Source organism: Exiguobacterium sp. E4787 (assembly GCF_018618375.1).
Classification (GTDB): Bacteria; Bacillota; Bacilli; order Exiguobacteriales; family Exiguobacteriaceae; genus Exiguobacterium; species Exiguobacterium chiriqhucha.
Window position 1 is genome coordinate 1 of record NZ_JACSLY010000016.1, and the last position, 24,916, is coordinate 24,916.

The 24,916-nt window shown below is 42.8% G+C and carries 29 protein-coding genes and 2 pseudogenes; 16 read left to right on the forward strand and 15 right to left on the reverse strand.

What is annotated here, in order from left to right; genetic code table 11:
- Positions 1–118: 118 nt before the first annotated feature.
- Positions 119–1,735 (forward strand): hypothetical protein, encoded by a 1,617-nt coding sequence (locus tag KNP80_RS14140; protein WP_214834964.1) that lies wholly within the window; start codon positions 119–121, stop codon positions 1,733–1,735.
- Between the two features lie 85 nt (positions 1,736–1,820).
- On the opposite strand, the gene KNP80_RS14145 is transcribed toward KNP80_RS14140, so the two are convergent.
- Positions 1,821–2,918 carry an ISL3 family transposase gene (locus KNP80_RS14145; protein ID WP_214834965.1) on the reverse strand — a complete coding sequence of 366 codons (1,098 nt, stop codon included), beginning with the start codon at positions 2,916–2,918 and terminating at the stop codon, positions 1,821–1,823.
- Positions 2,919–2,966: 48 nt separating this feature from the next.
- On the opposite strand from KNP80_RS14145, the gene KNP80_RS14150 reads away from it, so the two are divergent.
- Together KNP80_RS14150 and KNP80_RS14155 are read left to right on the forward strand one after the other, a co-directional pair.
- Positions 2,967–3,170: a hypothetical protein gene (locus KNP80_RS14150; protein ID WP_214834966.1), complete on the forward strand. Its 204-nt coding sequence runs from the start codon at positions 2,967–2,969 to the stop codon at positions 3,168–3,170.
- Positions 3,171–3,194: 24 nt separating this feature from the next.
- Entirely contained in the window at positions 3,195–3,410 is a 216-nt protein-coding gene (locus KNP80_RS14155; RefSeq protein ID WP_214834967.1) for a hypothetical protein, read from the forward strand.
- A 16-nt stretch (positions 3,411–3,426) separates the two neighbouring features.
- Here KNP80_RS14155 and KNP80_RS14160 read toward each other — a convergent pair whose 3' ends face one another.
- The 10 genes and pseudogenes from KNP80_RS14160 to bcrA all read right to left on the reverse strand — a co-directional run bounded on the left by KNP80_RS14160 (position 3,427) and on the right by bcrA (position 9,984).
- On the reverse strand, positions 3,427–4,032 hold the full coding sequence (locus KNP80_RS14160) for a recombinase family protein (protein ID WP_214834968.1): 606 nt from the start codon (positions 4,030–4,032) through the stop codon (positions 3,427–3,429).
- A 227-nt stretch (positions 4,033–4,259) separates the two neighbouring features.
- Positions 4,260–5,204: an AAA family ATPase gene (locus tag KNP80_RS14165; RefSeq protein ID WP_003725285.1), complete on the reverse strand. Its 945-nt coding sequence runs from the start codon at positions 5,202–5,204 to the stop codon at positions 4,260–4,262.
- On the reverse strand, positions 5,205–5,393 hold the full coding sequence (locus tag KNP80_RS14170; RefSeq protein ID WP_003750115.1) for a hypothetical protein: 189 nt from the start codon (positions 5,391–5,393) through the stop codon (positions 5,205–5,207).
- 70 nt (positions 5,394–5,463) lie between these two features.
- The gene (locus KNP80_RS14175; RefSeq protein ID WP_003725286.1) at positions 5,464–5,973 is read right to left on the reverse strand and encodes a hypothetical protein; all 510 of its coding nucleotides are present in this window, start codon (positions 5,971–5,973) and stop codon (positions 5,464–5,466) included.
- A 239-nt stretch (positions 5,974–6,212) separates the two neighbouring features.
- Entirely contained in the window at positions 6,213–7,076 is an 864-nt protein-coding gene (locus KNP80_RS14180) for an SDR family oxidoreductase (RefSeq protein ID WP_003725287.1), read from the reverse strand.
- Between the two features lie 395 nt (positions 7,077–7,471).
- Positions 7,472–7,828: a glyoxalase superfamily protein gene (locus KNP80_RS14185; protein WP_003725288.1), complete on the reverse strand. Its 357-nt coding sequence runs from the start codon at positions 7,826–7,828 to the stop codon at positions 7,472–7,474.
- Between the two features lie 150 nt (positions 7,829–7,978).
- Positions 7,979–8,554 (reverse strand): annotated as a pseudogene (locus KNP80_RS14190) (recombinase family protein).
- A gap of 199 nt (positions 8,555–8,753) precedes the next feature.
- Complete coding sequence (gene bcrC, locus KNP80_RS14195; RefSeq protein WP_003725292.1) at positions 8,754–9,098, reverse strand: quaternary ammonium compound efflux SMR transporter BcrC; 345 nt, start codon at positions 9,096–9,098, stop codon at positions 8,754–8,756.
- Between the two features lie 17 nt (positions 9,099–9,115).
- Positions 9,116–9,433 (reverse strand): quaternary ammonium compound efflux SMR transporter BcrB, encoded by a 318-nt coding sequence (bcrB, locus tag KNP80_RS14200; protein WP_003725293.1) that lies wholly within the window; start codon positions 9,431–9,433, stop codon positions 9,116–9,118.
- An 11-nt stretch (positions 9,434–9,444) separates the two neighbouring features.
- Positions 9,445–9,984: an efflux transporter transcriptional regulator BcrA gene (gene bcrA / locus KNP80_RS14205; protein ID WP_003725294.1), complete on the reverse strand. Its 540-nt coding sequence runs from the start codon at positions 9,982–9,984 to the stop codon at positions 9,445–9,447.
- A 482-nt stretch (positions 9,985–10,466) separates the two neighbouring features.
- Between bcrA and KNP80_RS16100 the strand changes: the two are divergent.
- Together KNP80_RS16100 and KNP80_RS16045 are read left to right on the forward strand one after the other, a co-directional pair.
- Positions 10,467–10,604, forward strand: a pseudogene (locus KNP80_RS16100) (DNA/RNA non-specific endonuclease); the annotation flags it as partial.
- Positions 10,604–10,765 (forward strand): IS3 family transposase, encoded by a 162-nt coding sequence (locus KNP80_RS16045; protein WP_172693361.1) that lies wholly within the window; start codon positions 10,604–10,606, stop codon positions 10,763–10,765. The pseudogene KNP80_RS16100 and the gene KNP80_RS16045, both read left to right, overlap by 1 nt.
- A gap of 69 nt (positions 10,766–10,834) precedes the next feature.
- Here KNP80_RS16045 and KNP80_RS14215 read toward each other — a convergent pair whose 3' ends face one another.
- Positions 10,835–12,037: an LtrC-like protein gene (locus tag KNP80_RS14215; protein ID WP_251132403.1), complete on the reverse strand. Its 1,203-nt coding sequence runs from the start codon at positions 12,035–12,037 to the stop codon at positions 10,835–10,837.
- 62 nt (positions 12,038–12,099) lie between these two features.
- A protein-coding gene (locus KNP80_RS14220; RefSeq protein WP_214834969.1) for an IS3 family transposase occupies positions 12,100–13,220 on the reverse strand; the annotation gives its coding sequence in 2 pieces (ribosomal slippage) (positions 12,100–12,971 and positions 12,971–13,220; 1,122 coding nt in all).
- Between the two features lie 16 nt (positions 13,221–13,236).
- Here KNP80_RS14220 and KNP80_RS14225 point away from each other — a divergent pair.
- Positions 13,237–13,530 carry a transposase gene (locus tag KNP80_RS14225; protein WP_214834970.1) on the forward strand — a complete coding sequence of 98 codons (294 nt, stop codon included), beginning with the start codon at positions 13,237–13,239 and terminating at the stop codon, positions 13,528–13,530.
- Positions 13,531–13,770: 240 nt separating this feature from the next.
- Here KNP80_RS14225 and KNP80_RS14230 read toward each other — a convergent pair whose 3' ends face one another.
- Together KNP80_RS14230 and KNP80_RS16050 are read right to left on the reverse strand one after the other, a co-directional pair.
- Positions 13,771–15,951 carry a hypothetical protein gene (locus KNP80_RS14230; RefSeq protein WP_214834971.1) on the reverse strand — a complete coding sequence of 727 codons (2,181 nt, stop codon included), beginning with the start codon at positions 15,949–15,951 and terminating at the stop codon, positions 13,771–13,773.
- Positions 15,952–16,001: 50 nt separating this feature from the next.
- The gene (locus KNP80_RS16050) at positions 16,002–16,193 is read right to left on the reverse strand and encodes a helix-turn-helix domain-containing protein (RefSeq protein ID WP_353047826.1); all 192 of its coding nucleotides are present in this window, start codon (positions 16,191–16,193) and stop codon (positions 16,002–16,004) included.
- Positions 16,194–16,558: 365 nt separating this feature from the next.
- On the opposite strand from KNP80_RS16050, the gene KNP80_RS14240 reads away from it, so the two are divergent.
- From KNP80_RS14240 to KNP80_RS14285, 10 genes are all read left to right on the forward strand, one after another.
- Positions 16,559–17,047: a helix-turn-helix domain-containing protein gene (locus tag KNP80_RS14240; RefSeq protein WP_159563769.1), complete on the forward strand. Its 489-nt coding sequence runs from the start codon at positions 16,559–16,561 to the stop codon at positions 17,045–17,047.
- 298 nt (positions 17,048–17,345) lie between these two features.
- A complete protein-coding gene (locus KNP80_RS14245; RefSeq protein ID WP_021065836.1) occupies positions 17,346–17,528 on the forward strand; it encodes a hypothetical protein in 183 nt (60 codons plus the stop codon).
- A gap of 12 nt (positions 17,529–17,540) precedes the next feature.
- Entirely contained in the window at positions 17,541–17,765 is a 225-nt protein-coding gene (locus tag KNP80_RS14250; protein ID WP_012390467.1) for a hypothetical protein, read from the forward strand.
- 66 nt (positions 17,766–17,831) lie between these two features.
- Positions 17,832–18,932, forward strand: coding sequence for a hypothetical protein (locus KNP80_RS14255; protein WP_214834972.1), 1,101 nt, complete (start codon positions 17,832–17,834; stop codon positions 18,930–18,932).
- An 86-nt stretch (positions 18,933–19,018) separates the two neighbouring features.
- Entirely contained in the window at positions 19,019–21,310 is a 2,292-nt protein-coding gene (locus tag KNP80_RS14260) for a VirD4-like conjugal transfer protein, CD1115 family (RefSeq protein WP_214834973.1), read from the forward strand.
- Positions 21,311–21,326: 16 nt separating this feature from the next.
- Entirely contained in the window at positions 21,327–21,569 is a 243-nt protein-coding gene (locus KNP80_RS14265) for a hypothetical protein (RefSeq protein ID WP_012390470.1), read from the forward strand.
- A gap of 16 nt (positions 21,570–21,585) precedes the next feature.
- Entirely contained in the window at positions 21,586–21,993 is a 408-nt protein-coding gene (locus KNP80_RS14270; RefSeq protein ID WP_214834974.1) for a hypothetical protein, read from the forward strand.
- Positions 21,994–22,013: 20 nt separating this feature from the next.
- A complete protein-coding gene (locus KNP80_RS14275; protein WP_353048001.1) occupies positions 22,014–23,984 on the forward strand; it encodes a pLS20_p028 family conjugation system transmembrane protein in 1,971 nt (656 codons plus the stop codon).
- Positions 23,985–23,990: 6 nt separating this feature from the next.
- Positions 23,991–24,290: a DUF5592 family protein gene (locus KNP80_RS14280; RefSeq protein WP_128124166.1), complete on the forward strand. Its 300-nt coding sequence runs from the start codon at positions 23,991–23,993 to the stop codon at positions 24,288–24,290.
- Between the two features lies 1 nt (position 24,291).
- Complete coding sequence (locus KNP80_RS14285) at positions 24,292–24,912, forward strand: hypothetical protein (protein ID WP_214834976.1); 621 nt, start codon at positions 24,292–24,294, stop codon at positions 24,910–24,912.
- Positions 24,913–24,916 lie beyond the last annotated feature (4 nt).

Consider the following 24,916-nt stretch of genomic DNA (forward strand, 5'->3'; position numbering starts at 1 on the left):
TCATAAAAAATCCCTCACTTCGGATCATGTGTCTCACACTCCATTTTCAGGTTGTCAGACTCATTATCCATTAATTTGAGGGATTTTTAATACGTTGATATAAGGGATTTTAACAGCGTTGATTACATTAGAGAGTAGAGCTGTGGATAATGAAAAATTATTGGCTGTTTACATTGCAGCCTTTAAAGAAGGTATCAATCATACAACACAATTACTATTAAGAAATAACCTGACGTTGTTTTATGAAAAAGGATATAAATATAGATCTTTATTAGAGAATTTAATTATAGTAAATTATGAACTAAATGATTTTAAAGGCAATTATTTTTTAGCATTGGATGATTATAAACGTTTAATAGGGCTAGATGTATTCTATTCAAGGTTTTTCATTTTAGGAAAATTAAATACAAGTCACATTGATTCGTATGAAAAGGAAATGAAAGTCTTATTAGAGGAAGATATACCACAGGATCTACAATTGGCAGCACGGATGAAGAGTGCCCAAAGTGATTTTGAAAGGTCGGAAGAGATTTCGATCAGGGCACTATACTTGATGAAAGATGAACTTATTATGGATGCTTTGAAAAATCATGTTAGTTTATATTTTAGTAAAATGACACATGGAAATGAAAAAGTAAATTTAATGAAGCCCCAAGTTAATTCCGTATTAGTTTTGAAAAGCTCAAATGAGCTTAGAAAAATTGCAATTCACGGAGATAGGTCATTAAGCTTTACTTCTGGAGAAGTAATATTTGACTGTGAAAATTATCATCTAGACGATTACTTAAGTCTGCGTTTAGTTTCACTTGGTGCTATTGGAAAGGAAATAGAAATCGAAGGTTCCAAGTACGAGATTCAAGAAATATTACATTTAGGAGTATATTTATTTAGGTATTGTCTAGATCTCGTAAAAGAAAGTGAGCAAAGTGAAGTCTTTATGAAAGTTATATCTGCAGGTGATGTGAATGATTTCAAAAGACAGCTCCTTGAATCGTTGCATGAACAAAAAAATGTAATTCAAAAACAAATGAAACTTTATAACTTTCAGGAAAACGATGCTGGTATTCCCGTTTCTTATATTTCCGGGAAAGATTTAAAAAGGTATTCAGAAGTTCTTATTGGTATTTTTAATACAACTGATCAAGCACTATATAGTGGGAAACCATATCTAGTAAAAAGCGAAAAATATGTTTTATCCTTAAGTACAATTCTATTACTAAATTATCTGGGAGTTTTAAAAAATTTAGAGAAGATAATAGATAAAGTCATAATTGTTGAAAATGTGGAAAACAAAGTAAAACAAATTATTGATGAACTGAGTAGACTTGAAGAAAATAGGGTTGGAGTTCTACAATTAACTGAAGATAATCAAATTCTGAGCAATATGCATAGCCAAGAAAGCATTATGGAGCAAAAAAAATTCTGGTTAGAAATTTTAGAGTTTATTTTAAAAGTACATCAAATGACAAAATATGTAGAGTCCAACGAGTTGTACGACATCCTTTTAGATGCAATATTCGATGAAGAGGTAATAGCAATAGAATTATGTAATGAAAAAAGTTATTGTTATGTAGTTGATGATTTGTTTTTAAGTAAGTTAGGAACAACTGTATATAATTCTTTAAAAACAAATAATATGGTGGGCCTAATACTTTCAGAAAAATTAATTGATGATAAAGATAGGCAATCTTTTTTTATGAAATTAAAAGAACACAAATACGAATATTATCTTTAAAATACTTAGTTATATAATTGTATTAGAGATTTATGAGAATAATAGGTTAAAAAAGGGCTCATCACCATAACACGTGGTTGCTATTTTAACGACCAAGCTCGAAGCGTAATCTCAAAAAGAAACGTTCGAGGTTTCGGTAGCCATAACCACGGTGTTTGATAAGCTTGATTTTGTTGTTCGTTCCTTCTATCTTTCCGTTCGATAGACTGGACACGATTGTTCGACGCATCGCTTCCTCTCGGTTCTGGATCGATTTCGCGATCTTCGCCAGAGGCCCGCAAGGATGGGACTGATAATGATCCAACCAATCGGTCAGTCGACGTTTCGCCTGTCCATGGCACGTGGCCTTCAGCACATATCGAATATGTTGAAGTCCTTGATAGAGGTCCCGGGTGAACGGATCTTCCCGAAGGCAAGAATCGGCGACCTCCCGGTCTTCGGGGGACAGCGTCTCCGGACGACAGGCGAGAGCACGGTCAATCACACGGACATGATGGTGACGTTTCACCTCGTTCAAAAAACGACGCCGACGGCGAAGGGCGTCCGTGAAGAACTGGATGAGATGGAAACGATCCAGCACATGTTTCGCATCCGGGAAGACATGTGCGACGGCCTTCGCCATCGCCGGTGCAAAGTCACTGACGACAGAACGGATGTCTCCGGCTATGCCTTGGAGTGCAGCCGTGATGGCCGTGACGTCCCTTCCCGGGACAATGGACAGAAGCCGACCACTCTCGGCATCGAGGGCGATTGTCGCATAGTGATGTCCTTTTCGTGTGGCGAACTCGTCGATGAGGACGTCTGTCGTATGCTTCTCTGTCTCTACTGAGGCGTACCGATAAAACCATCGTTCCACCGTCGTGTAAGGTAATCCGTATTCACGCGCTACATCTGAGATTGTCCTACCGTGGCAACGTTCTGCGATGCCTTTCCGGAACACCTCGGTGGAGGTGCGGACGAGCCCGAGACCGTAGTCATACACGAACGTCAAATCACAAGAGAAGCATCTTTGACGTGGGACATCCAGCTCAATCCAGAGTATACCGACGTTCCATGCGTGACCGTGTCGGAAGCGACGTCGCCTTTTCGAATGCAGGACTGTCTTTCTCTGGCAAAGGGGGCAAGGGATGTCGTGTCGATCCGGGATGACCGGGAAAACGTTCGGTTCTTCGTCTGAAGACATCTGAATCTGAAAAAGGTCTGGAAGTGGAAGAAGTAATTTGATAAACTGTTGGGACAAAGCGAAAACTCCAATCGTGGTTTGTCTAAGCAACAATTACGATACCGGGGTTTTCGCTTTTTTTCTATGTTCAATTCAAAATCCGATGGATTTTATGTGTCAACCACACCTTATGGTGATGAGCCTAAAAAAGAAAGAAGAGAAAAATTAAATTACCATATTGGTAATAGTCAACAGCAAGGAAATAAATTCTGATATGTTAGCTACAAACATTTGAAGGTGGTCGATTATATCAAGGATTTATTTACGCAACATTTGTTTAATCAACAATTGATAAGTACTCTAAAAGCTGAACTATTGAGCATTGCGATTATGATTGATACGGATAATCTGTATACAAAAGAGGAGATTAAAAACTCTATTTTAGGACTTGTTTCTAAAGAGTTAGACGGATACAACTTGAATTTAGAGCTTCTTAAAAATAAGAAAGAGTGAGTTGCGGTTTCGTTACTCACTCTTTCTTTTCATATAGCTTTACTAGCTTGTAAAATGTAGTCTTCTTTAGATTTAGTAATTCCATTGCTCTCACTGCTTTAATTTCTCCTTTTTTCCACCTATTATATACATCCACAAATTCTTCAGATACTTCGACCTTAGGTCTTCCAAATCTGACGCCACTTTTTTTGGCTGATTCAATACCTTCCCTTTGGCTTTTTCTTATTGTATTTCGATTTTCTTCAGCCATCCAAGAGAGTATTTGCAGCACAAGATCTGCTATAAATGTTCCTAAGCTATCTTTATACTGTGTAGTATCAAGTAACGGCATATCCATTACAATAATATCTGCCTGTATATTTTTTGTGAGATCATTCCATTCTTTAAGGATTTCCTGTTTATTTCGCCCGAATCGATCAAGAGAATGAATGTAGAGGATATCCCCTTTGCGAAGAATACGTTTTAAGAGTTGATATTGTGGTCGGTCAAAACTTTTCCCACTCTGTTTGTCCAGATAAATGTCCCTCTCATTAATTCCTGCATTAATCATTGCATCAAATTGACGTCCCTCGTTTTGATCTTTTGTACTGACCCGAATGTATCCAAATTTTCGATTTTCCATCGTATCACTCCGAAATTAGAATTTTATCTAATTATAACTCAAAAGCGTTCGTAAAAGTGGTGAAAAATAAATAAACGTTCGTAAAAATTTTATATGTGTTTACGAACGTTTATTTGATTTGAAATTATAAGTTTTGCTATAGTTCGTAAAAGTCTACTTTAACGAACGTTTATGCATGAGGGTTATAATGTTTTTTTGGAAAATTGAATTTATTAGTACCAGATATTTTATTGGATGTTATTTAGTGAAGCAAGGATGTCCTTCGCTTCCTTCTTCACTCGTTCTACCGTGTTGGTCACTTGATCTTGTGCGTGTTCTTTGATTATTTGCTCTGCGGTATCCCTTTCCTCGATGTTATTCCAAAGAATATGCTTTAAAATCAACATATCCTTTTCTTCAACCGTGTTTCTCCCCTCCAAAAACGCTTTTGCTTTAAGTGCGTTAATGGAGTTTTTAACACGCCTTGCAGATGGTTGAATTCCCTCATCTTCAAGAGCTTGGCAAAGATCAGCTATACCTTCATATATGTTGTCAGGTACATTGGTCATATCTGCATAAAATTGCAAATCAGTTAGTTCGTTTATGGTTAAAGAAGGCATTGTTATGTTCTGTCCTTCATTTTTTAACATAGAAATGAAGTTGTTCCTATCTCTAATTGGCTTGACTTCATATCTTAACAGTAACCTGTCAAATAACGCTTCAAGTCCTTCATCTTCTTCTGGATATTCATTTGAAGCACCAATAAGGGAGATTAAAGGGGTTTTAATTGGTGTGCCATTATTATAAAATAGCCTTTCATTGATTAGTGTTAGAAGGCTGTTCAGAATCGCTGAATTACTCTTGAAGATTTCATCCAAAAACACAAAATGTGCTTCTGGTAATTTTCCACTTGTGTTTCTCTTATGAATCCCTTGTTCGAGTTCTTTTAAACTTAATGCTCCGAACAGTTCTTCGGGAGTGGTGTACTTGGTAAGCAACCACTGAAAATAATTGCTTCCATCAATGATTTTTGCAAGTTCCATTGATAGAAGCGATTTACCCGTGCCCGGCTCTCCAATCAAAAGGACATGCTGGCGAGAAAGCAGAGCAATAAGCATCCCTTCAATTTCTTCTTCTCTTTCAAAATACTTTTTGTTCAAAGCTTCTCTGATTTTAACTAACTTATCAGTCATTTAATTATTCTCCTTTCTAATTTGAGTTTCCAACAGTTCTAATTCACGTTCTTTAATTTTTAATTCTCGCTCTTTCAGATCGTTTGAACGACTTAATTCAGAAGCAATTTCATTGAGCTTTCTTACCATTTCTGGAATATCACGCTCATAAAATTTTTGCCCCATATGAGTTTGAAAAAATTGAACCATATAAACCTTCTCCTTTTTTGTTTTTTTAATAGATAAAGAGGACAACCGAGTGGATTGTCCTCTTTGCCCTCTATATTTTCTTTCCAACATCAATATGGCTATTGTATTCCCATGCTGGAATATAAATCTCCATATCCACATTGATGTCGTTTTTCAAGTTTAGATAACTTATAATTTCGTGAGGGGAATCATCAAAAATGATCCATTCATATTCACGAATTGCTTTATCCGAAAAGACTTTCCTAATCACTTCACCCTTCGGCACTCCGTCTGTAAAGTAAAACGGAAAAGTGAAGGGTGTGTGTTCATTAATCCATTGTCTTGTAATTTCAGAAGATATGTGTTTTTTATTTGGTCGGGAAGTAAGGAACATACACATATCTTTTTTGTCGTCTATTATTCCTTCGATGTTTTCAATGACTGATTTCATAGGTTCTGCATTTTTAAAAATAGAACCGTCATCAAACAAACGTGAAGGAACAGGTGATGGATATATGTCGGTTCTGTATCCTTTATCTTTAAGTGCTTTGTTAACATTGGCAATGCAATTGTCTATATCAACAATCACTATTCTTGACATATATTTTTCCCCTTTCTACCAACTACTTTTGTAAAAGATGATATACTCTCGTTTCGTTTTTAAATCCGCCAACGTGATCAAAAGAAATAAAACAGCCTGAGTCCTTATGTAATTTTAGGTCTCAGGCTGTTAATGTCTGTCTGCGTGACAGGGCTTATTTTCGAACTAAGATAAAGCAGGTCACGAGTTTGCAGTCATTGGATGTTCTGTTTTTTCATTTTATGTCATTTGGTCAATTCTTACATTTTCAGGGCTTGTTTTACGGTTTCCTTCAGAGGGGTCAAGGATCCGATCAGTTTTTGCAGATCATCTGATGTTTTGGACGCTTCTCCTTTGGAAATCGCGTCATAGATCGCTGCCGTAATTTCAGCAAACGGCTCAGGGACACCAGCGTTTACGAGGAAATTTTTCTCTTCTTCGAATGAGACAGGCTGATGCACGACTTTTTTGCCGGAAACCTCGGAGAGAATTTGGGCAAGTTCATCAAAGGTCCACGGTTGATTGGAAACAAGGTTATACGTTTTGTTTTCATGCCCTTCCTCTGTAAGAACCGTTGCGGCAGCCAAAGTAAGTTCATTGCGTGTTACTGAATTAACGATCCCGCTTCCCGCATTCGTAACAATTGCTCCAGACTCTATGGATGCGCGCAGCCCCTCATTTACAAAAAAGTCCGTATATAAGGCATTACGCAGGAAAGTATACGGGATATTGGTCGTACGGATGGCATATTCCGTTGCTAAATGTACGTGTGCAAGGGGAATTATTGATTCCTCAGCAAAGGCATATCCTGTGTAAGCAATATGTTTGACTCCCGCATCTCTGGCAGCTTTTACGACATTTGCATGTTGAACGATAAGAAGCGTATTATCATAATGCGGACCTGAGATAAAGAGCAGCTTGGAGACACCTGCAAAAGCCTTTTGAAGAGATTCCGGTTGATTATAGTCGCCATGGCGAACTTCCACGCCTTGATCGGCAAGAGTAGAGGCTTTTTCAACATTACGCACGATGGCAATGATTTGACTGGCGGGAACTTTTTTGAGCAAATGTTGAATCACAAGCCCACCGAGTTGACCAGTAGCACCTGTAACCGCAATTGACATAATCATTTCTCCTTTTTTTCTAAAAATTTTTTGAATAAATAACATCATCTAGGTGGCGGAAGCCAAAAATAAACGAAGGCGGCCGCAATTGAAGACTGGATTGAGGAATGACTGTTTATTATGTATTTCGGCCATTCTTGCCCACCATTATAATTGCATCAGAAATGTAAATCAAATCTTATGCCTGTGCTGCTAAACAAGGTGAATGCCTCCTATCATTTTGTCGCGCCTATCATAGATAAGGCCGTGCAATCAAAATTTTTACAAGTCAACTCCTCTTTTTAGCTTTTTAATAGTTTGCCGCTGTTGTTCAACTCATGAAAAAGTTATTTTCTCTTTCCCTAAACTAGATAAACCTATGATGCTTCGTGTTTTTTATATATGATAGAGATTTTTTATAAACAAGTACAAATGCGTAATTGATTGTTATCAGGATCTACGACTGTCATCATGCGAAGCCCTTCAAGATCCTCATTTGGAGGCTCAATGATACGGACTTCTTTTTTGCTCTTTAATTCGCTGTACCAGTTGTCAACATTTGGAACAAAAAAGTGTACTAATCCACCTACTTGGCAGTCACCAGTATGTTCAGTCAAATAAATAGTCATTTCATCTTTGGTGATCTGCGCAAAAACAGGAAAATGCGGTTCAAATCGATGTTCCCAGTCAATTTGAAAACCCATCCCATCTATATAGAACTCCTTACTTCTTGTATAGTCAGTTATGCGTAATGCAGGAATTACTTTTTGCATATTGACCTCCTCATATTATGTTATACCTCTTATATCCAATCATTAAGTTATATTCTCTTGCTCTATAGCTTAATAAGCATTATATCAAATTCCCTCATTTGAACACCTAAATTACTCCATTAAATGGCCCTTTAATGGAATAGGGAACGACTATTTTTTCCCTTCCGACAGCTTTCTATATAATGAAGCCCTAGACACATTTGTAATTTCACAAATTTGATTTACAGTCATACCTCCTTCTTTATATAGCTTTACTGCATAATTCATTCCTGCGTGATTTTTATGATATTTCTTTAACCGTCCTTTAAACTTCCCTTCTTTCTTTGCGAGCTCAATTCCTTCACGCTGACGCATAGGAATAAGGTCTCACTCTAATTGGTTAACACCAGCCATTACCGTAATTAAGAATTGACTATATGGATTATCTTCTGATAAATCTAGCCATGTATCCTTAAGTGATTTTAAGCTTGCCTTTTTATTTCGTATTAAATCAATCAATTCAAATAAATCTTGCGTACTTCGAGTGATCCGAGTTAAATCTGTAACATAAATAATGTCTCCTTCCTGTAAATCCTCTAACATTTTTTGAAGTTGTTCACGATCTTTTGTTGCTCCTGAAATTTTTTCTTCATAAATAATATCCATTCCAATTTCGTTCAATTGCCGAAATTGACTTGAAGGATTTTGGCTAGTCGAACTGACGCGTACATAACCGATTTTCTTCAAAATTTCACCTCGTTTTTGAGACAAGTCATACAACAAAACACTAAATCGCTTTATTTGACGTAATTTCGATTATATCTCAATAGATTAAACCTTATTGTACAAGGTTTCCTGCTTTATCATTGTAAATCCGTATAATCCGGATGCTGCCCCTCTAAGAAGTAAGATGTTCTCATACCAATAAGGAACTCATACCATTTAATTAATGAGAAGTGCTTGTTTTCGTGTCAGCAGATCTTTGATTAAGTATAATTACTCCACCGACAATCATAACTAAACCAATAAATGTAAGAATGTTAAATGGTTCATTCCACACCAAAACACCTATTAAAGCTGTCAGAGCTGTTCCTACACCTGACCAGATTGCGTAAGCTAAACTTAAAGGCAAAGTTTTTAAAGACAATGATAATGTATAGAACGCTATGAAGAAGCCAATTGCTACTCCAATTGTGGGGTATATATTCGTAAATCCTTCAGATAATTTCAACATAGATGTTCCGAATATTTCACCAATAATCGCAATTCCTAATGCAACATACCCTTTCATAATCCATCAACCTTCCTTTAATGAGACAATTTAAGTACCACAACACCAGCTATAATGATTAGTAAGCCAAGTAATATTTTTAGATTAAACTTTTCTTTCCAAACAAGAATACCAACAATCGCAGTAAGAGCAGTTCCTCCACCAGACCATATTGCATAAGCAGTTCCTAACGGAATGTGTTCTAATGCTTTGGAGAGAAGGTAAAAAGCACTCCCCATACCTATTACTAAACCAACTGTAGGGACTAATTTCTTAAAGCCATTTGATGCCTTCATCATAGAACTTCCGAATACTTCAAATAAGATTGCGCCAATTAATAATACATATGGATTCATGTGATATCCTCCTAGGTTGTAGATTCAATTAATTTTTCGATGATTTTTTCTCGTAAGTCAAAATTGATTTGTCCCAACTTAAAGAACTCGGAATAATAAAGACCATCGAGGGTAAGCCGAATTGTTGTTGCTAGTACAGAGTCAATACCATCCTCATCAATTTTTGATTGAATATACTCGAAGTGGACGAGGATGTTTTCTGTAACAGTAGGATTCAATTTCGAAAAAGAATGAGATGCTATATTTAGAACTTGAGAATTGTTTAAATCATCAGTGTATGCATGTATTAAGGCGCGAGTCCATTTTCCTTTTTCTATAGGATCATTCTCAGCTAATTCATTAAATCGGTATACAAAGTCTTGAAAAATAAGTTCAGTTATTCCAGCATATAATGCTTCTTTTGAGGGGAAATGATACAATAAACCACCTTTGCTAACATTGGCTTGCTTTGCGACTGCTTCTAATGTCAAAGTATCAAAATCGTTTGAACCTAAGAGTTCTATTGCAGCATTTAGCAGATGCGCTCTTTTGTCCTGTTTTTTTGCTGACATGATTACCCTCCTTTTGTTATTCCATGAGATTATTATACCGTCCGGACGGTTTTTTGTCAAAATAAACTTACCTTGAATTTATTTTGATAGGGATGTTCCAGAATCAAAGTTTGTATTGTTTTTTAGAAAATAATTCTGTTAAAGGGCGCTATTCTGACATATGAACCAGCGTCCTTAATACATATAAGAAACGCCTCAAAATTCAAGATACCTTAGTTCATTAAAGATTTATAAAGTATGCAAAATCATTCAAAATAACGTTCCCAAATAAAAGTTTGGACGCAAACGAAAATCCTAGAAATCTTGCTTAAATAGTATTTCTTGGATTCATTAAGGTTGTAAATACGCATCTTTCTTACACTAACCCTACGATAAAAGTGTAGGAATTTTAAGTTTTGTTCATCATTTAGTTTTATTCATCGCTCAAATTGAGGTGTATCAACAGATAAAAGGTTTTATCTCTTAAAAGAATATCCTATACTGGCGGTGTGTCTAATGCTTACAATGTTACTCCTCAAGACAGCACGCTCAACCGCCATGGCGACCAAATCTATATGGAGAGTTTGATTCGAAGTGCAGGTGGTGTCACTGACTTTGAGGCAATCATCACATATCCAGATTGTATTTCAAATGCGAGAGCTATGAATTGAAGAAGTATAAAGATTATGAGGAACTGGTCGAGGAGGTCGATTGCTATATGCGATTCTATAATGAGGAACGCTATCAACAGAAATTAAACAACCTGGCACCGATAGAGTATCGATACCAGGTCGTAGCTTAGGTCTACCCTTTTTTCTTTTTTACTATCTACTTGACAGGGCGCAGTTCAGTTGTCTGAGGGGGTTAAGTATTATCTTTCTCTTTCGGGTTCTTTTTCCCTCGTGCCTCGATCTAATTGAAGGAAGGTACTCTTTAACTCTTTCGTTGAACTTAGATGTGGATTCAAACCATTTAGATGTTTTTCAAAACCTGTTTTTGATTGGATCTGAGGATTCTTCACAAGTTCCCATCCTATCGCTATACCATGTTTTGATTCAGCTTGTAGATTTGGTTGTTTCAATACTTTCGCTAGTCGAGCATTCAGATGGCTCGCGTTCAGCTGTTCAAGTCTTGGCACATCTTTGTGCTTTGTCTGACTCAAGAATTTATCGGTATTAAGAGACTGTGCAATACCTGATTTATCGATGAAGCGCTCAGTCTCGGATTTCTTAAAGAATGTCCGTTGCGAGCTTTCTCCCCCCTCAATCGTGACAGCGTATTTTCCTTCATCAATCTTTGTCACTTCTACGATGTCCTCAACTTTTTTGTATTCTTCTACGAGCTGTCCCTTGTTCTCTAACACATTCAGTACATGATAGCGTTCAGTCAACTCATCAATCGGTAGAATACGGTTCGTGTTGGTGCGTAAGAAATGATGCTGATCACGTTCACTCTGTTCAACTTTTGCGTAGATGACGAGACCGTTCTTGCTGTCGAAAAGTTGAAGTGTCGGTTTATCCTCAAAAGATATGCCTAATTTCGATTCAACAGATTCTTTGACCTGTTCAGGATCGATGGATTGATAGAACTCTTTGATTTTCTCGCTTTGCATGCCATTTATATACTCGATCGTCTCTTTCGAGACGTCCTGAACCTCTTTGATCGCCTGTTTCGCAAGGTTCAAGTTTTGAGCCCATGTAGCGATATAACCGGTAGAGGAAAGGTCGGTGTCCAGTCCGTAATATTGAGAGACGATATACGCAGCGCATTCGGCTTGTGCCTCTTTATGTCCTCTCGGAAGGTCTTTGATCTCACTCTCTTTATGATGTAATTGACTGTGTGCATATTCGTGGATGAGGACTCGAAACTTTTGCTCAGTCGTCTTGGCCACAGCTGAATTGATGACGATCTCCTCATCCTTTCGGCTGTAATAGCCTCCGTATGATTGATCTGCATGTTCTTCTTCGCGGATCGTGAGTTCATGTAAGTTTGCATTCGTCTGTTCGATGAATCGGTCGTAGAGTTCTTGCAGCGACTCTGGTGACTGTAAATCTTTTTGAATGAAGTCACGCACGTTAGGGATCTCTTTTCCATCCGTCTGAGCCACATCAAATACCTTGGATTGTCAACACTTAACTAGACATTTTTTAAGAGGTCTCTTTTTTTGTATTCTTTCGGTGTCAGGTAACCTAATGTCCCATGGATTCTGATGTTATTGAACCAATGTATGTAATCACGTAATTCACGGTCGAGAACCGTCAGATTCGGGAAAGTCTGCTTCTTGACGAACTCGATTTTGAGAACCTTGTACGTCGCCTCTGACACTGCGTTGTCGTAAGGACACCCCTTGTCACTGAGCGAACGACGGATCCCGAAGCTAAGCAACGTGTCGCTCACGAGTTTGTTGTTGAACTCGCTCCCACGGTCGGTGTGAAACATGCCCACCCGACGGAGGTCAGCTGGAATTGTTGCGATCGCCCGGGCCACCAGGTCCGCATCCTTGCGTTCGCCGACGCTATGTCCGATGATTTCCCGATTGAATAGGTCGACAAATACACAGACATAGTTCCATTTGTTTTGGACCCTGACGTATGTCAAATCGCTCACGATGACCGACAGTTCCTTTTCCTGACGGAACTCACGATTCAGCTCGTTTTTCACCGTGGACTCGTTAGGATTGCTTCGTTTCGGTTTGAATTGTGCGACGGTGTAGGAGGACACGAGCCCCTGCTCATTCATGATGCGTCCGATGCGTCGGCGTGACACACGCTTCCCTATACGCTGTAGCTCGACCTTGATCTTGCGCGTCCCATAATTGTCACGACTGCGGCGGAAAATCTCGATGACATCACCGGTCACATCGTCGACCGCCGGTCGCCTCTTGGATTCGTAGTAGAAGGTGCTTCTTGATAGTTTCAGGACTTTACACATTGCTGATACCGAGTATTTGTGCATATTGTTCTTGATGACAGTTACTTTCGTCCTATGATCAGCGTGGCTTGCTTTAAAATGTCGTTCTCCATCTCGAGCTGCCTCACTTGCTTGCGCAGGTCACAGAGTTCACGGGCCTCGTCGCTCAGGTTGTCCTCTGCCTTGAACGAACCGGTCGTACGGCTCTGGTTGATCCACCGTCCCAGTGCCGATGGTGTCAAATCGTACTCGCGAACGATATCGATCCTCGGCTTCCCGTTGAGATAGAGCTGGACGACCTGTTCTTTAAATTCATCTGTGTAAACGCGGTGCGCTCTCTTTGTCATGTCTAATGTTCTCCTCGTGTTCATAATTTGTTTCAGTCTAATCGACCTCTTCATTTATGTCCAATTGAGTGTAGCCCATCCAGATATCTTATCGTGGTGTGAACAGGCAGAACGGATGAACGAAGCCCCGCTATCCTCTTTCGCAACCTATATACGAGGGGACATCGACGCCATCCGGCTCGGGATGACGCTGCCCTGGTCGAACGGCATGGTCGAGGGACAAGTCAACCGACTCAAGACAATCAAGCGCCAAATGTATGGTCGGGCAGGATTAGAGCTGTTGCGCATCAAAATATTGAATGTCACTTGAGGCTTGTTATTCTACTGAAATATGAATCGATGTCTACATAACCACAGGAATGAAGCGTTTCATCAAAAGTGAGGAAGAGCCATTTTAACAGCGTTGATTACAACACTAACATTTAGAGTTACAAGGGTGAACTTTGCACTGCCTATACTCTTTATTATGCTCGGCCATCAGGAACAATCTATATGTATCTTATAGTTAGTTGTTTTAAATAGCTCTCCAAAACTATTTGTGGAGAGCTATTTAAAACTCTCTAGTATTTCTCGCTTCACTTATTTTTATTCGAATAGTTTTCAATCTTTCGTATGTTTCAAAAGGTAGAGCCTTAAATTGCTCCGGCCCTATATTGTAGACCACAGCTTTATTTAAAATTGCTTTGTCATTAATTCCAACTACAAGACAAATCGTCTGTTCATCCTCGTCGAATACCCTTTCCATTAAAAATCTTTTCCTTTCAGTTTCATTCTTAAAAACTCTATTTGATGAATGAAGAAGAAAGATTGAAATGACAGGTAATTCTTCGATTTTATTTTCTTTTTTATAATTCATAGGCATGTAAGGTGTAAGAATCACTCCACGCCGCTTAGATTCTAATAATTTTCGACTTCTAGAGGTTAAGAAAGTTTCAATGTTTTCTCGAGTATCCCAGTCTAACATGAGTAGATATCTTGCTACACGTATCAATTCTTCGTTCATTTTCGTATCCAACAAATCGATTAGTTGTTGAAATGTCTTTGGCATTTTTTGATTTGGTTTCTTATGAAATTCCCCATCACTTAAAGAACATGATGAATTATCTGGGTCAGTATTCTCTAAAATTGAATTAAATTTCATAGTCATGTATACATCTATTTCTTCTCTATGGTTATCTATGAACACTTCTGAAATATCTTGATGCTCTTCAACTACTTCATTAATTCTTTTAGAGTAGTCATTATATTCAAAGTACAACCCAATATGATCTAGTTCGTCATTTAGCTTAATATACGGATTTTTAGAAGCTTTACTGCGTTGGTATAAGTAGTTTAAAAAGATACTTGGGGAATCAAACAACTCAGGATATACTCTTAAATCATTAATAGAAATACACCAAATGGGAAGATCACTTTTCTGAATGATGTCTGTTTTTTCAATACGAGATGCAATCTCATTAAAATCGTCTAATGTCACGCTACAGGCTTGAACAAATTTAATATCACTTACGATTGCGACTTTTTGATACTTTCTTTTACTTTCTTTTGAGAAAAGTTCAATAAAATCTTGTTTTTTATATGTGTTATAAAACCTCAAGGACTGATTATAAGGATTTTTAGCTAAGTCATCTAATGATTTTAAATAAGCAACTTCATCTGAAAATGGAGAGACTGGAGATAGTGCCCCTCCTTTTACTTCCACAATAATCATTACATTATCAAATATAAAAATGCCATCACATTCACACCATTCATCTTTACCGTTTCCACCAACAGGAGCTTTATAGAAAACATTTTTATAGAGTTTTGATTTTGGCAACATTTTTTTTAATAATTTTAGCGATATTTCTTCTGATAAATCGTTTTGAATCAGATTTATCTGGTTTGATGAGCCAAGATTATTTGCTCTAATCACTCTTAAAGTCGATCTATATATGTTATCTATAAAATTATCTATGGAGAAACAATAGAAACGACCATCTAATTCGAGGAATGGTTTGTATTTAATCGGACTTTCTTTGGTTACTATACTTAAATTATCTTCGTAAAAATCTTTATATTCGCCTCTTGATAACGATAACTCTTTAATAAATGTTCTCGGCCATTTGGTGATTTTTTCTACATCAAAGTAATCAGCTATTACATGTAAATCTATAAAAGACCCATCATCAGAAATACCATCCGTGTCCCCTAAAAATTTTATATATAAAGTGCTACGCAAGTGCTTGCTAATGGCAAGAATCCCATTCACCAAGTTTGAACTAGTTAATCCAAATGTACTTTGTAGTAACTGATCGTAAGGAGACAACATATCAGTAAAGTGATCTTGTTCAAACAAAGGATATAGAGTACCAGTTACATTAAATTGCATTCCTTGTGAATATCTAATAATCTCTTCTTTTGGAGAGAAACTTATAAGAATACTCGCAGCAGAATAAAAACTCTCAATTTCTTCTAGATATTCTTCGACTAAAAAATCTTCCTCTATATCGTGATCAATTATTAGTTGACTACTAACCAAAATACTCTGGGTAATATCAAGAAGTTTGTTCTCAAAAGGTGTTGTATTCCCTTGAATAGTTTCTTCTATGTTCATCAAGCCTCTAAAAAACTTATAATTATACAGTTGAATCATTGTTAAAAGTGGGTCTGATTCCGACAGCATTTCTTTTATTCTTGTTATGCTCTTCTCTACTTTGCATTCAAAATCTGCTACATTGAATTGTTCCAAGATACACGCTCCTTATACAGAATATAGATTCAATCCAAAGTGAATGATTATTATAGAAAGCGTGAACTATTAAAAAAGTCATTAAGGGAAATGTTCAACCCATTGCAAAATTTTTGAATCGTACTTACCTTCGGATGTTTTGTACGTCCACTCATTAGCTCCGAAATTGTGGCCTGGTTCAAACCTCCCTTTTGAATGACTTGATGGATGGTCATATTATGTTCCGCTGCGAGCTCCTTCATTCGCTCAATGATTGCCTCGTTCAATTCCACTTGCTCACCCCACGATCATAGTACTCTCATCATTCTTATTCTTTATGTATCCTTCTATTCCTCTACCCTACCATAATCTCTTGAAATCAAAGCATTTGTCATTATTTTCTATAATCAAAGCGTTATTTTTTACAGTTGTGCTACAAAACCAATAATATTGAGTTTCTGTTGCCTATAAACCCTTACGTAGAGCGAATTCGACAGAAATCGGCAATTGTAAAATTTCTGACATATCAGAAAACTGATGATTTTTAAACCTAACCCTGTTATATTGGAACCAACAAAAGGAAACATCTGTTTGGTCGCCGCTCTGGTTTACAGAAAGGGGAAGGCTTATGTATCGATTCGGGGAGTGGTTGAAAGAGAACCGCCGGCTCTCGGGCTGGTCACAGGTCGAACTATCGGAGAAGACATTCGGGGAGATTTCACAGCCCGCCATCAGTCAATATGAACAGAACCGTTCGGTGCCGTCGATCGCGGATATCGATCATCTGGCCCGCGCGTTCGGGCACACGCTCGCAACGGTGCCTTGGGACGCCATTGACTTCGGATACGGGGCGAAGCGGTCCGTCACGAAGCTCGAGCGCCGTCGGTTCGACTTGAAGGAGTTGCCGCAGGCCGACTCCGTCCGCACGTTCGACGGGAAGACGTATGAACTGCATGGCTTCATCGGCATCGAGAAGGCGAGCGGCGAAGCGGTCCAGTTGACGCAACTCTACTACCGAATCCGGACGGTCGTCTGTGACGCCCACGTTCTCGCGAAGCGTAAGAACCCAGATGACGAACTCATCCACGTCAAGAAACGGAAAAGAGTCCGCCAGTAACCGACATCGACGCAGCAGCACATCCTTAAGGATGGTCTCCTCCAATCACATACCGGCGTGTCCCTCACCAGTGACCGGGTGGGCGGGATTTACGCACAGATGGTTCGGCGAGAGTCGCCTAAAACTCGCCATAAGGTCACAGAATCGTTCCGGGTCATCGAAAAACCCTGTACAGCTCCTTTGATTCACGAGGAGCGGAGTTCGTGGGGGAACCGCTAGAAACCCACCTCACCGAATCCGACTGTCCTTAATGATGTGCTGCTGCACATCACGAGATCAAGGGAAGGAAGTGTGTACTGTGGCATCAAAAGAACAGAAACAGAACCGCAGCTTCGCCGAGAAACTCTTACGCATCCGTGGGAAGGACTATGAGGAGTGGCTCGACGAACAACATCAACAGGTCATTCAGGACAACCAGGAACTCATTTTGGAGGCGCTCGAGGCGAAGCTCAGCTTCAAGTCGCCGGCGCACCAGGACTAAGGAGGGGACGACATGGGACTCAATGAGACAGGGCTCAGCTTGCTTCAGTTCTTCCAGGGACTCGCGGTCATCGCCGCGGCCATCGCCTTCGCGATTGGGGGCTTCTACTTCATCTTCGGCGGGGATCGCGGCCGCTCGAAGGCCGTCGGGTGGCTCGTCGGGGGCGCCGTCGGCCTGATCATCGTCATGGGCGCGTTCACGCTCGCCGAGATGGTCGACCAGAACATCAAATTCTAATGCACACCCACGTAGCGTTCCAATCGGAAGGCTTTTTTTGTTGCTTGAAACGAGAGGAGGAACGAGATGCTGTTTGTACGATTCACCGACGTGCCGGACACGCGGATCCAGAACTATGAGCGGCTCACCTTCGCCGATGCCGTCGTCGCGACACATGATCTGCACCAGATCCTTAGCGAGGAAGGAACGAACTGTTCCGGTGACTTCCGGCTCTTCGATCAGAAAGACGAGCTGCTCTATCGAGGGACGTTCACGTTCGGGACCGGAGGCACCTATCCGAACCTGTATCATCAAGTGAAGGACCGGGTGCAACGGATCCGAATGAAAAAAGAGGATAACGCGAAGAAGATGTGGCTCCTCGACGAGATCGAGTCCGAGACACCGGACGACTATAAGCGCCCGTCCGCTAAATCGAATCCGATTGTATCGTCGACCTATCAATCACGCCTGACCCGACTACAGCGCCGCCTTATCTACGGGGCGGCCACGGCCGGGATTCTCTTCACATCGTTGTTCACTGCCACCCAATGGTTCATTGATAAAGAGGCACACGCCGAACAGATGACCGGTGGAGAAGAGACATGGCTGGACGCTTACGAACAGGCGCTTCAAGGTGAGGAATCCTCGCTCATCGCTTTACTGGAACGGAAAGATCGGTCCGAGGAAGAGGATGCCCTATTGATCGATCTCTATCTTGCAGAAGGCGCAGACCAGAAGGCGCTCGAACTCACGGATGACCCCATCCTGATCGAGACGAAGCTGGCCGGGCTCGATCTAGCCGATCAGGAGAAATTGGAACGGCTCCAGGACTTCCAAGCGTCACATCCGACCGATGAGGGCGCGTTCGACCTCGCCGCACTGGAACGTGATTATGAGACCGTGGCCAAAACGGAAAATGTGGAATGGACCGCTCCCCGCGTCTCGGCGAAAGTGACCGCCTATCTCTACCTCGGGGACATCGAGTCCGCGAATGAGTGGGCGTCCAAAACAAACGACCCTGCCGTACAAGTAAAGATCGATAAATACCAAGACATTACGGCCACGATCGACGAACTGAACGAAAAATTGAAGAAGACCTCTAGCAAGGACACTTCGGTCCGTGAGAAGATTCAAGCCGCTATCGCTACTGAAGAAGTTGAGCTACAAACGATTCTTTATTCAGATTAAGGTAGGTGAAATAATTGAGAACTGAATCTCTATCACCACGATTCCCGATACGTCTGATCTTTCCCGCCCTGTTCTGCCTGTTGGGTTTGCCGGCCGGGATTTTTTATCTGCTGAACGGGGTCTACAACATCATTCGACAAATCATGACTCCAATTCTAAAAGAAGGTCTTTTGGCCGGGGCGACGATTCCGACGCTCTCCCCCTCCCTGTTCTTGGAGGTGAGTCTTCCCTCTTCGACCGTCTTGATCGGACTGATGGCGTTCAGTCTGTTCATCGGATTGGTCGTGTTCGGCAAGGTATGGCTGAACTTCCGGGATCTACGGAAAAATCAGAAAGGGAGCGCCCGCTTCACCTCATTCGATGAATTGAAGCAACAGTATCGTCGCGTCCCGGACCGGAAGAAGTGCTATGACGGATCAGGTGGTGTCCCTGTCGGACGGGTCAAGAACGAGCTGTTCATCGATGATTCGCCAGTCAACAACCTTGTCATCGGCACAACCCGCTCCGGGAAGGGCGAGACGTTCGTCTTCTCGACGATCGACCTGTACAGTCGGGCGCGTGAACAAGCGAGTCTGATCATCAACGACCCAAAAGGCGAGCTCTTTGCCGCCTCGAAGGAGACGCTCGATCAACGCGGCTATCAGGTTGAGGTGTTGAACCTAATGAACCCGCTCCAATCGATGTCGTACAACCTGTTGCAACTGACGATCGACGCATTTCTCGAGGAGAACTACTCGCTCGCCCAACAGTATGCGCGCTCGGTCGCGTTCATGTTGTACCATGACCCGAAGGCACGGGACCCGTTCTGGGCCAACTCGTCAATCGACCTGTGTACGGCGCTCATCCTCGGTCTCTGTGAGGAGGCGAAAGACACACCGGAGAAGATCAACATGTACAACGTCGCGCTCATGCTCTCGGATCTCGGCTCACGGACGGTGGTCACGCAACAAGGGCAGGAGATTTCGGCACTCGACGAGTTCTTTCAGCGGTTCCCGGAGAACCACCCGGCCCGCCTCCAATTCGCGACGCTCCATTTCTCCGGTGGGCAGACACGGGCGAGCATCCTGGCCAATACGAACGCGAAACTTGGGATCTTCACGTTGAACGGGACCGGGAAGCTGACGTCGATGAACTCACTCGACATGCGACGCATCGGATTCAACCGTTGGATCAGCGGAAGGACCGAGCCTTTGACACGGATCACGTTCAAATTCCCCGATGGGACGACCCATGCGCTCACGACCGACGACGATGGCAGCTTCATCGTGTACCACGCGTCGTCGCTCAAATCCGGGGACATCGTCCAAATCTCGACCGACTCAAGCACTGCGACGATCCAGCTGGAAGCGCATGATGAGGAGAGTGGACGTTTCCATTACGTAATCGATGGGATGATACAGATCCGTGAAGTGATGTACCATATGCGTCCCGTTGCGGTGTTTCTCATCGTCCCAGACTATGACCCGACGTTCAACGTCATCGCGTCGCTCTACATCAAACAGGTATACACGGCGCTCTCCCGGGTCGCCTCGCAGACGAAACAAGGCAAATGCGAGCGTCAGGTCGTCTTCCTTCTCGATGAGTTCGGCAACATGCCACCGATTGAGGGCATGGCCAACATCATCACCGTCTGTCTCGGTCGGAACATGCGTTTCAATCTCGTCATCCAGGCCTACTCTCAGCTTGAGAACATATACGGGGAGGATTGGAAGACGATCGACGGCAACTGTGGGAACACGCACTATCTGTTGACCGCGGACGAGTCGACCGCCGAACTGATTTCGAAGAAGCTCGGTGAGGCGACCATCGTCACGAAATCGCGGTCCGGGCAGACGTTCTCGCTCAAGAAATCGAAGACGGAGAACGTGGACGGCCGTCGGCTCATGACAGCGACCGAGGTCATGGGGTTAAAGGAAGGTGAGATGCTCATCATCCGTGTCATCAAACGTCAGGACACGAAGAAGCGACGCATCCAGTCGTATCCAATCTTCCTGAGCGGCAAGACAGCGATGAAATATCGGTATGAATACCTAGCGGACGACTTCGACACGGACCGTTCCCTGCATGACATCGACATCCCCTGCCGTCACGCCGGTCTCGACTTCGAACAGATCCGCGTCCGTTTCGCGAAGAAAGAAGACGAGACGGATACCAACGAACCCTCGAATCAGGAAGACAAGTCCTTGACGGTACGTGACGTGCTTCAGGACAGCATCCTCCGCTCGATGTTCGAAGGACATGACATCGGTGGGATGTCCCTCCCTGAGTTCGAGACGAACCTGAACCTAGGAGTATACGACGTCACCGACAGCCAGAAGAGCTTTTTGAGCACGATGATCGCGAAGCGACTCGAGAAACTGAAGCAAGGTACACCGTAGAGAGGAGGCCGAACCCATGGCCGAGAGTGCGAGAGAGAAGCGAATCCAGAACGAATTGCGTGTCGTCGCGAGGATCATCGAGACGCAACGCGTCCGCCTCGAACGGGGCGACGTGCTCAATATCCAAACGACCGATGGCTTTCTGACCGTCTATCAAGACGACACCTCAGACACCCCGAAAACTGTTACACTAATAGATAAGTTCGACTTCCGCGTCAACTTAAAAGTCGCGGATCTATTGAAGGGGAAAATCGTCTGACGGAGGGGTAAACGTTATGAGGAAAATCTTGATTGGTGTCCTACTCGGGAGTTCGTTACTTTTAGCATCGTGTGGTGCCGAGAGTTCGAATTATCTTTCTATGACTTCTGTTGAAGAAATTGCAGATATTAAAACTGGCCAAGAAAGTGCATACGTTCTTGTAGACAGCGATAGTCAAGGTAATGAAGGGGCTTACGTTGATACTGTGCGAGAAGTCGCCACGGAAAAAAAGAAAGACGTTCTCTTATTCAATCCGTTTCAGCCTAATGGGGAAGATCTTGAAGAACGTTCTACCCAAGAACATCCTGAATTTAAAGGTGGCAGGTTGTACGAGATGACTGATGGTGAAATTAGTCGTGAATTAAATGTATCTGCCCTTACAGAAGATGAATTAAAAGACCAAGTCACTAACTTCATTAAATAGCCTCTGAATGGAGGGATTCTATGGGTGATAACGAAGTCGTAAATAAGCTACAAGAGTTCACTGATATCCTTAGTCTCAGTACACTGGCACTGGATGCCCTCCGCTCAATGGGTTGGATTTTAGTACGTGGCTTAGCAGCATTAATTGATGGACTTGAAAAAGTGACTGACAGCATATTACTAACGAAAACATTTTTTAGTAACTCTCAAGTGGTTGAATTCGTTTCTACGATTCAACCTTTTTTGTACGTTCTTTTAGCTGCTAGCTTCCTATTTACGGGTTACCTAATCATTTTTCAAAAGAAATTTGATCGAGAAGGATTTTTGATCAATCTGTTTATCACATTGCTCATTCTCGGACTCTTATCCCCAACAATGACGCAAGTAAGTGAATTTAGTGATACTGCGATTGATTTCACAACTCAAAACTCTGGCGAAAATTCTTCCAGTGAATCGATATCAAATCAGATTTTACGAGAAAACATTCATGATTTGATTGAATATGACCGAAACGATTTTTCTGGTTTGGAAGGTGCGGCTTTTAATTCCTTGCCTCAAAGTCATTTACGAAATATTGATATCAACGAGGTATTCGATAGTAATGAATTTCGCTTGGGAAGTATTGGCGAACAAATCTCTCAGTCCAAACTAACCTGGAATGGTGAAACGATGGGAAGATCGAAACTCGATCAAAGTGGCGTCGAGTGGAACAACCAGTATTACTACCGCTATCAGCCGAACTGGTTGACCATCTTCGTGACGCTCGGAATCATGGGCTTCACTCTGTTCTCGATCGCCTACAAACTGGCGCGCCTGTCGTTCGAGCTCGCCTTCAATTATGTCTTGGCGATTCTCGTCGCACCGGCCGACCTGCACAGTGGCCAAAAGACGAAGAAGGTCATCCAGAGCATTCTGAACACGTTCCTCGTGATCATCCTGATTTTCGTCTCCATCAAGTTGTACACGATCGGGACCGCCTATCTGGCGGAGACGTTGGACGGGTTCGCCTACCTGATCGCCCTCATCGCCTTCTCGGTCGCATTGATTGACGGGCCAAACATGGTCGAGCGGCTGTTCGGGATCGATGCCGGGCTCAAACGGGGATGGGGTGTCGCGCTCGGTGCCTATGCCGCCGGGAAAGGCGTGACCTCGGCCGGTGCCCACGCGGTCTCGAAGGTCGCACGTGCCACACAAGGCGCACCGAAGATGCCATCGCTCCATGAGGCCGCGACGACGAGGATGGGTTCAAACACCGTACCTCAGAATGGTTCACCGCTTAATGTGGCGACCCAAACTTCACAGCAAGCGGACACCGAGAGACAAAACGCTCCAGACAGTATCGCTCAAGCGAATCAAACCGCAAGTCGCAAGCAGACCGATCAAGAGAAACCGACAAATCAGAAGGACGTTGCGCAACCAATCAGTGGTCAAGAATCAGGATCAGAATCTGAAGCGCAAGGCTCTTCACACGGGAAGGAGGCTTCGGGTCGCACGTCTCCCGAATCGATTCATGCGACGAACTCTGAGTCAAATACCGAACATGGACCCGACCATCAAACAAGGTCATCGGAGACGAAAAGACCGGAGTCGATTCACGACCATTCCAGTTCTGGGCATTCTCCAAGCCCTACTTCGTCGACTATCGAAGCGGTCACCGGGTCCACCAATACCACATCCGGACCAGGCCATCGTCACGATGAATCGACAGCGAGAAACGACGCGACGTCAGCGACACATCATGAGGTACCACCTTCAGGCGACTCATCCTCGTCTTCGTCATCTACTATGGATTCGAATGATTCGACAACAGAGAAACGCCAAGGACGCGCCCGACGGACCATCCATCAGGATACCGCGCTCGACATAGAGACCGAGGTCATCGAACAGGTGCGTGAGAATCAGACACACCGTCATACACAGAATCATGAAGAAATGCGACGGATCTATCCGACCTCGCCACCGCGACCTGACAACACGAAGAAAAAGGAGTGATGACCCATGCGCAAATACCGGATCCCGAACGAGGTCACGACCGAACTGAAGATCAACAAGATGCTCTATCTGCACGACTTCCTGTTCCTCGTCGGGCTCATCGTGCTCCGCCTCGTGACGCTCCCGTTCATCCCGTCGGCACTGCACATCCCGTTCACGGTCTTCCTCGTCGTCTTCGGGCTGTTCATGGTGCTCCGTCCGGCGACGAACCCGCAGAAGCGGATGGTCCACGCGCTCTATTACGCGCTCATCAAACGAAAAGACACCTATCTCGCGCTCGACGCGCAGACGAAAGGACGTGATTGAGATGGCTTTCATTGAAGATACGCTACAGGGACCTAGACACACAGGCACCTGGCTCGACGAACAGGACGTGGTCGAGAAACAGAAAGTCAAAGACAAGGTCGTCGTCAAACCGACGGTCGCCGAACTGATACCGGTCGTCGACGTCACCGGGACCGAGGCGTTCGAGATGCGCGACGGGACCTATCTCGACATGTTCCAACTCACCTCAAAGGACATCTACTCCTTGAACGAGGAGGAAAAGGACCATGACGTATTCTCGCTCGCCTATCTACTCCAGGCGTACGCACATCCGCTTAAGGTCGTGCCGCTGAACACGCCGCTCAATCTCGAACGGCAGAAGATCAGCATCGAACGACAGATTCGACAAAATCAGACACCGGCCTACCTGCCCTTCCTACTGAAAAAGAAGCAGGAGCTCGAGTATCTCGAGGAGCATCGCACCAATCGCGATTATCTCCTCTTTTTTTATGCCGACGACGAGCGGACGCTACGGGAGCGAAAGATGCACCTCTATAAACTGCTCCGGCGCTCGAACCCGATGCGCGAGCTGACGCTCGACCAGAAGGTCCATGTGCTCTATCAGCTGAACAACCCGAACACGAAACCGCAACTCGACACCTGAAGAA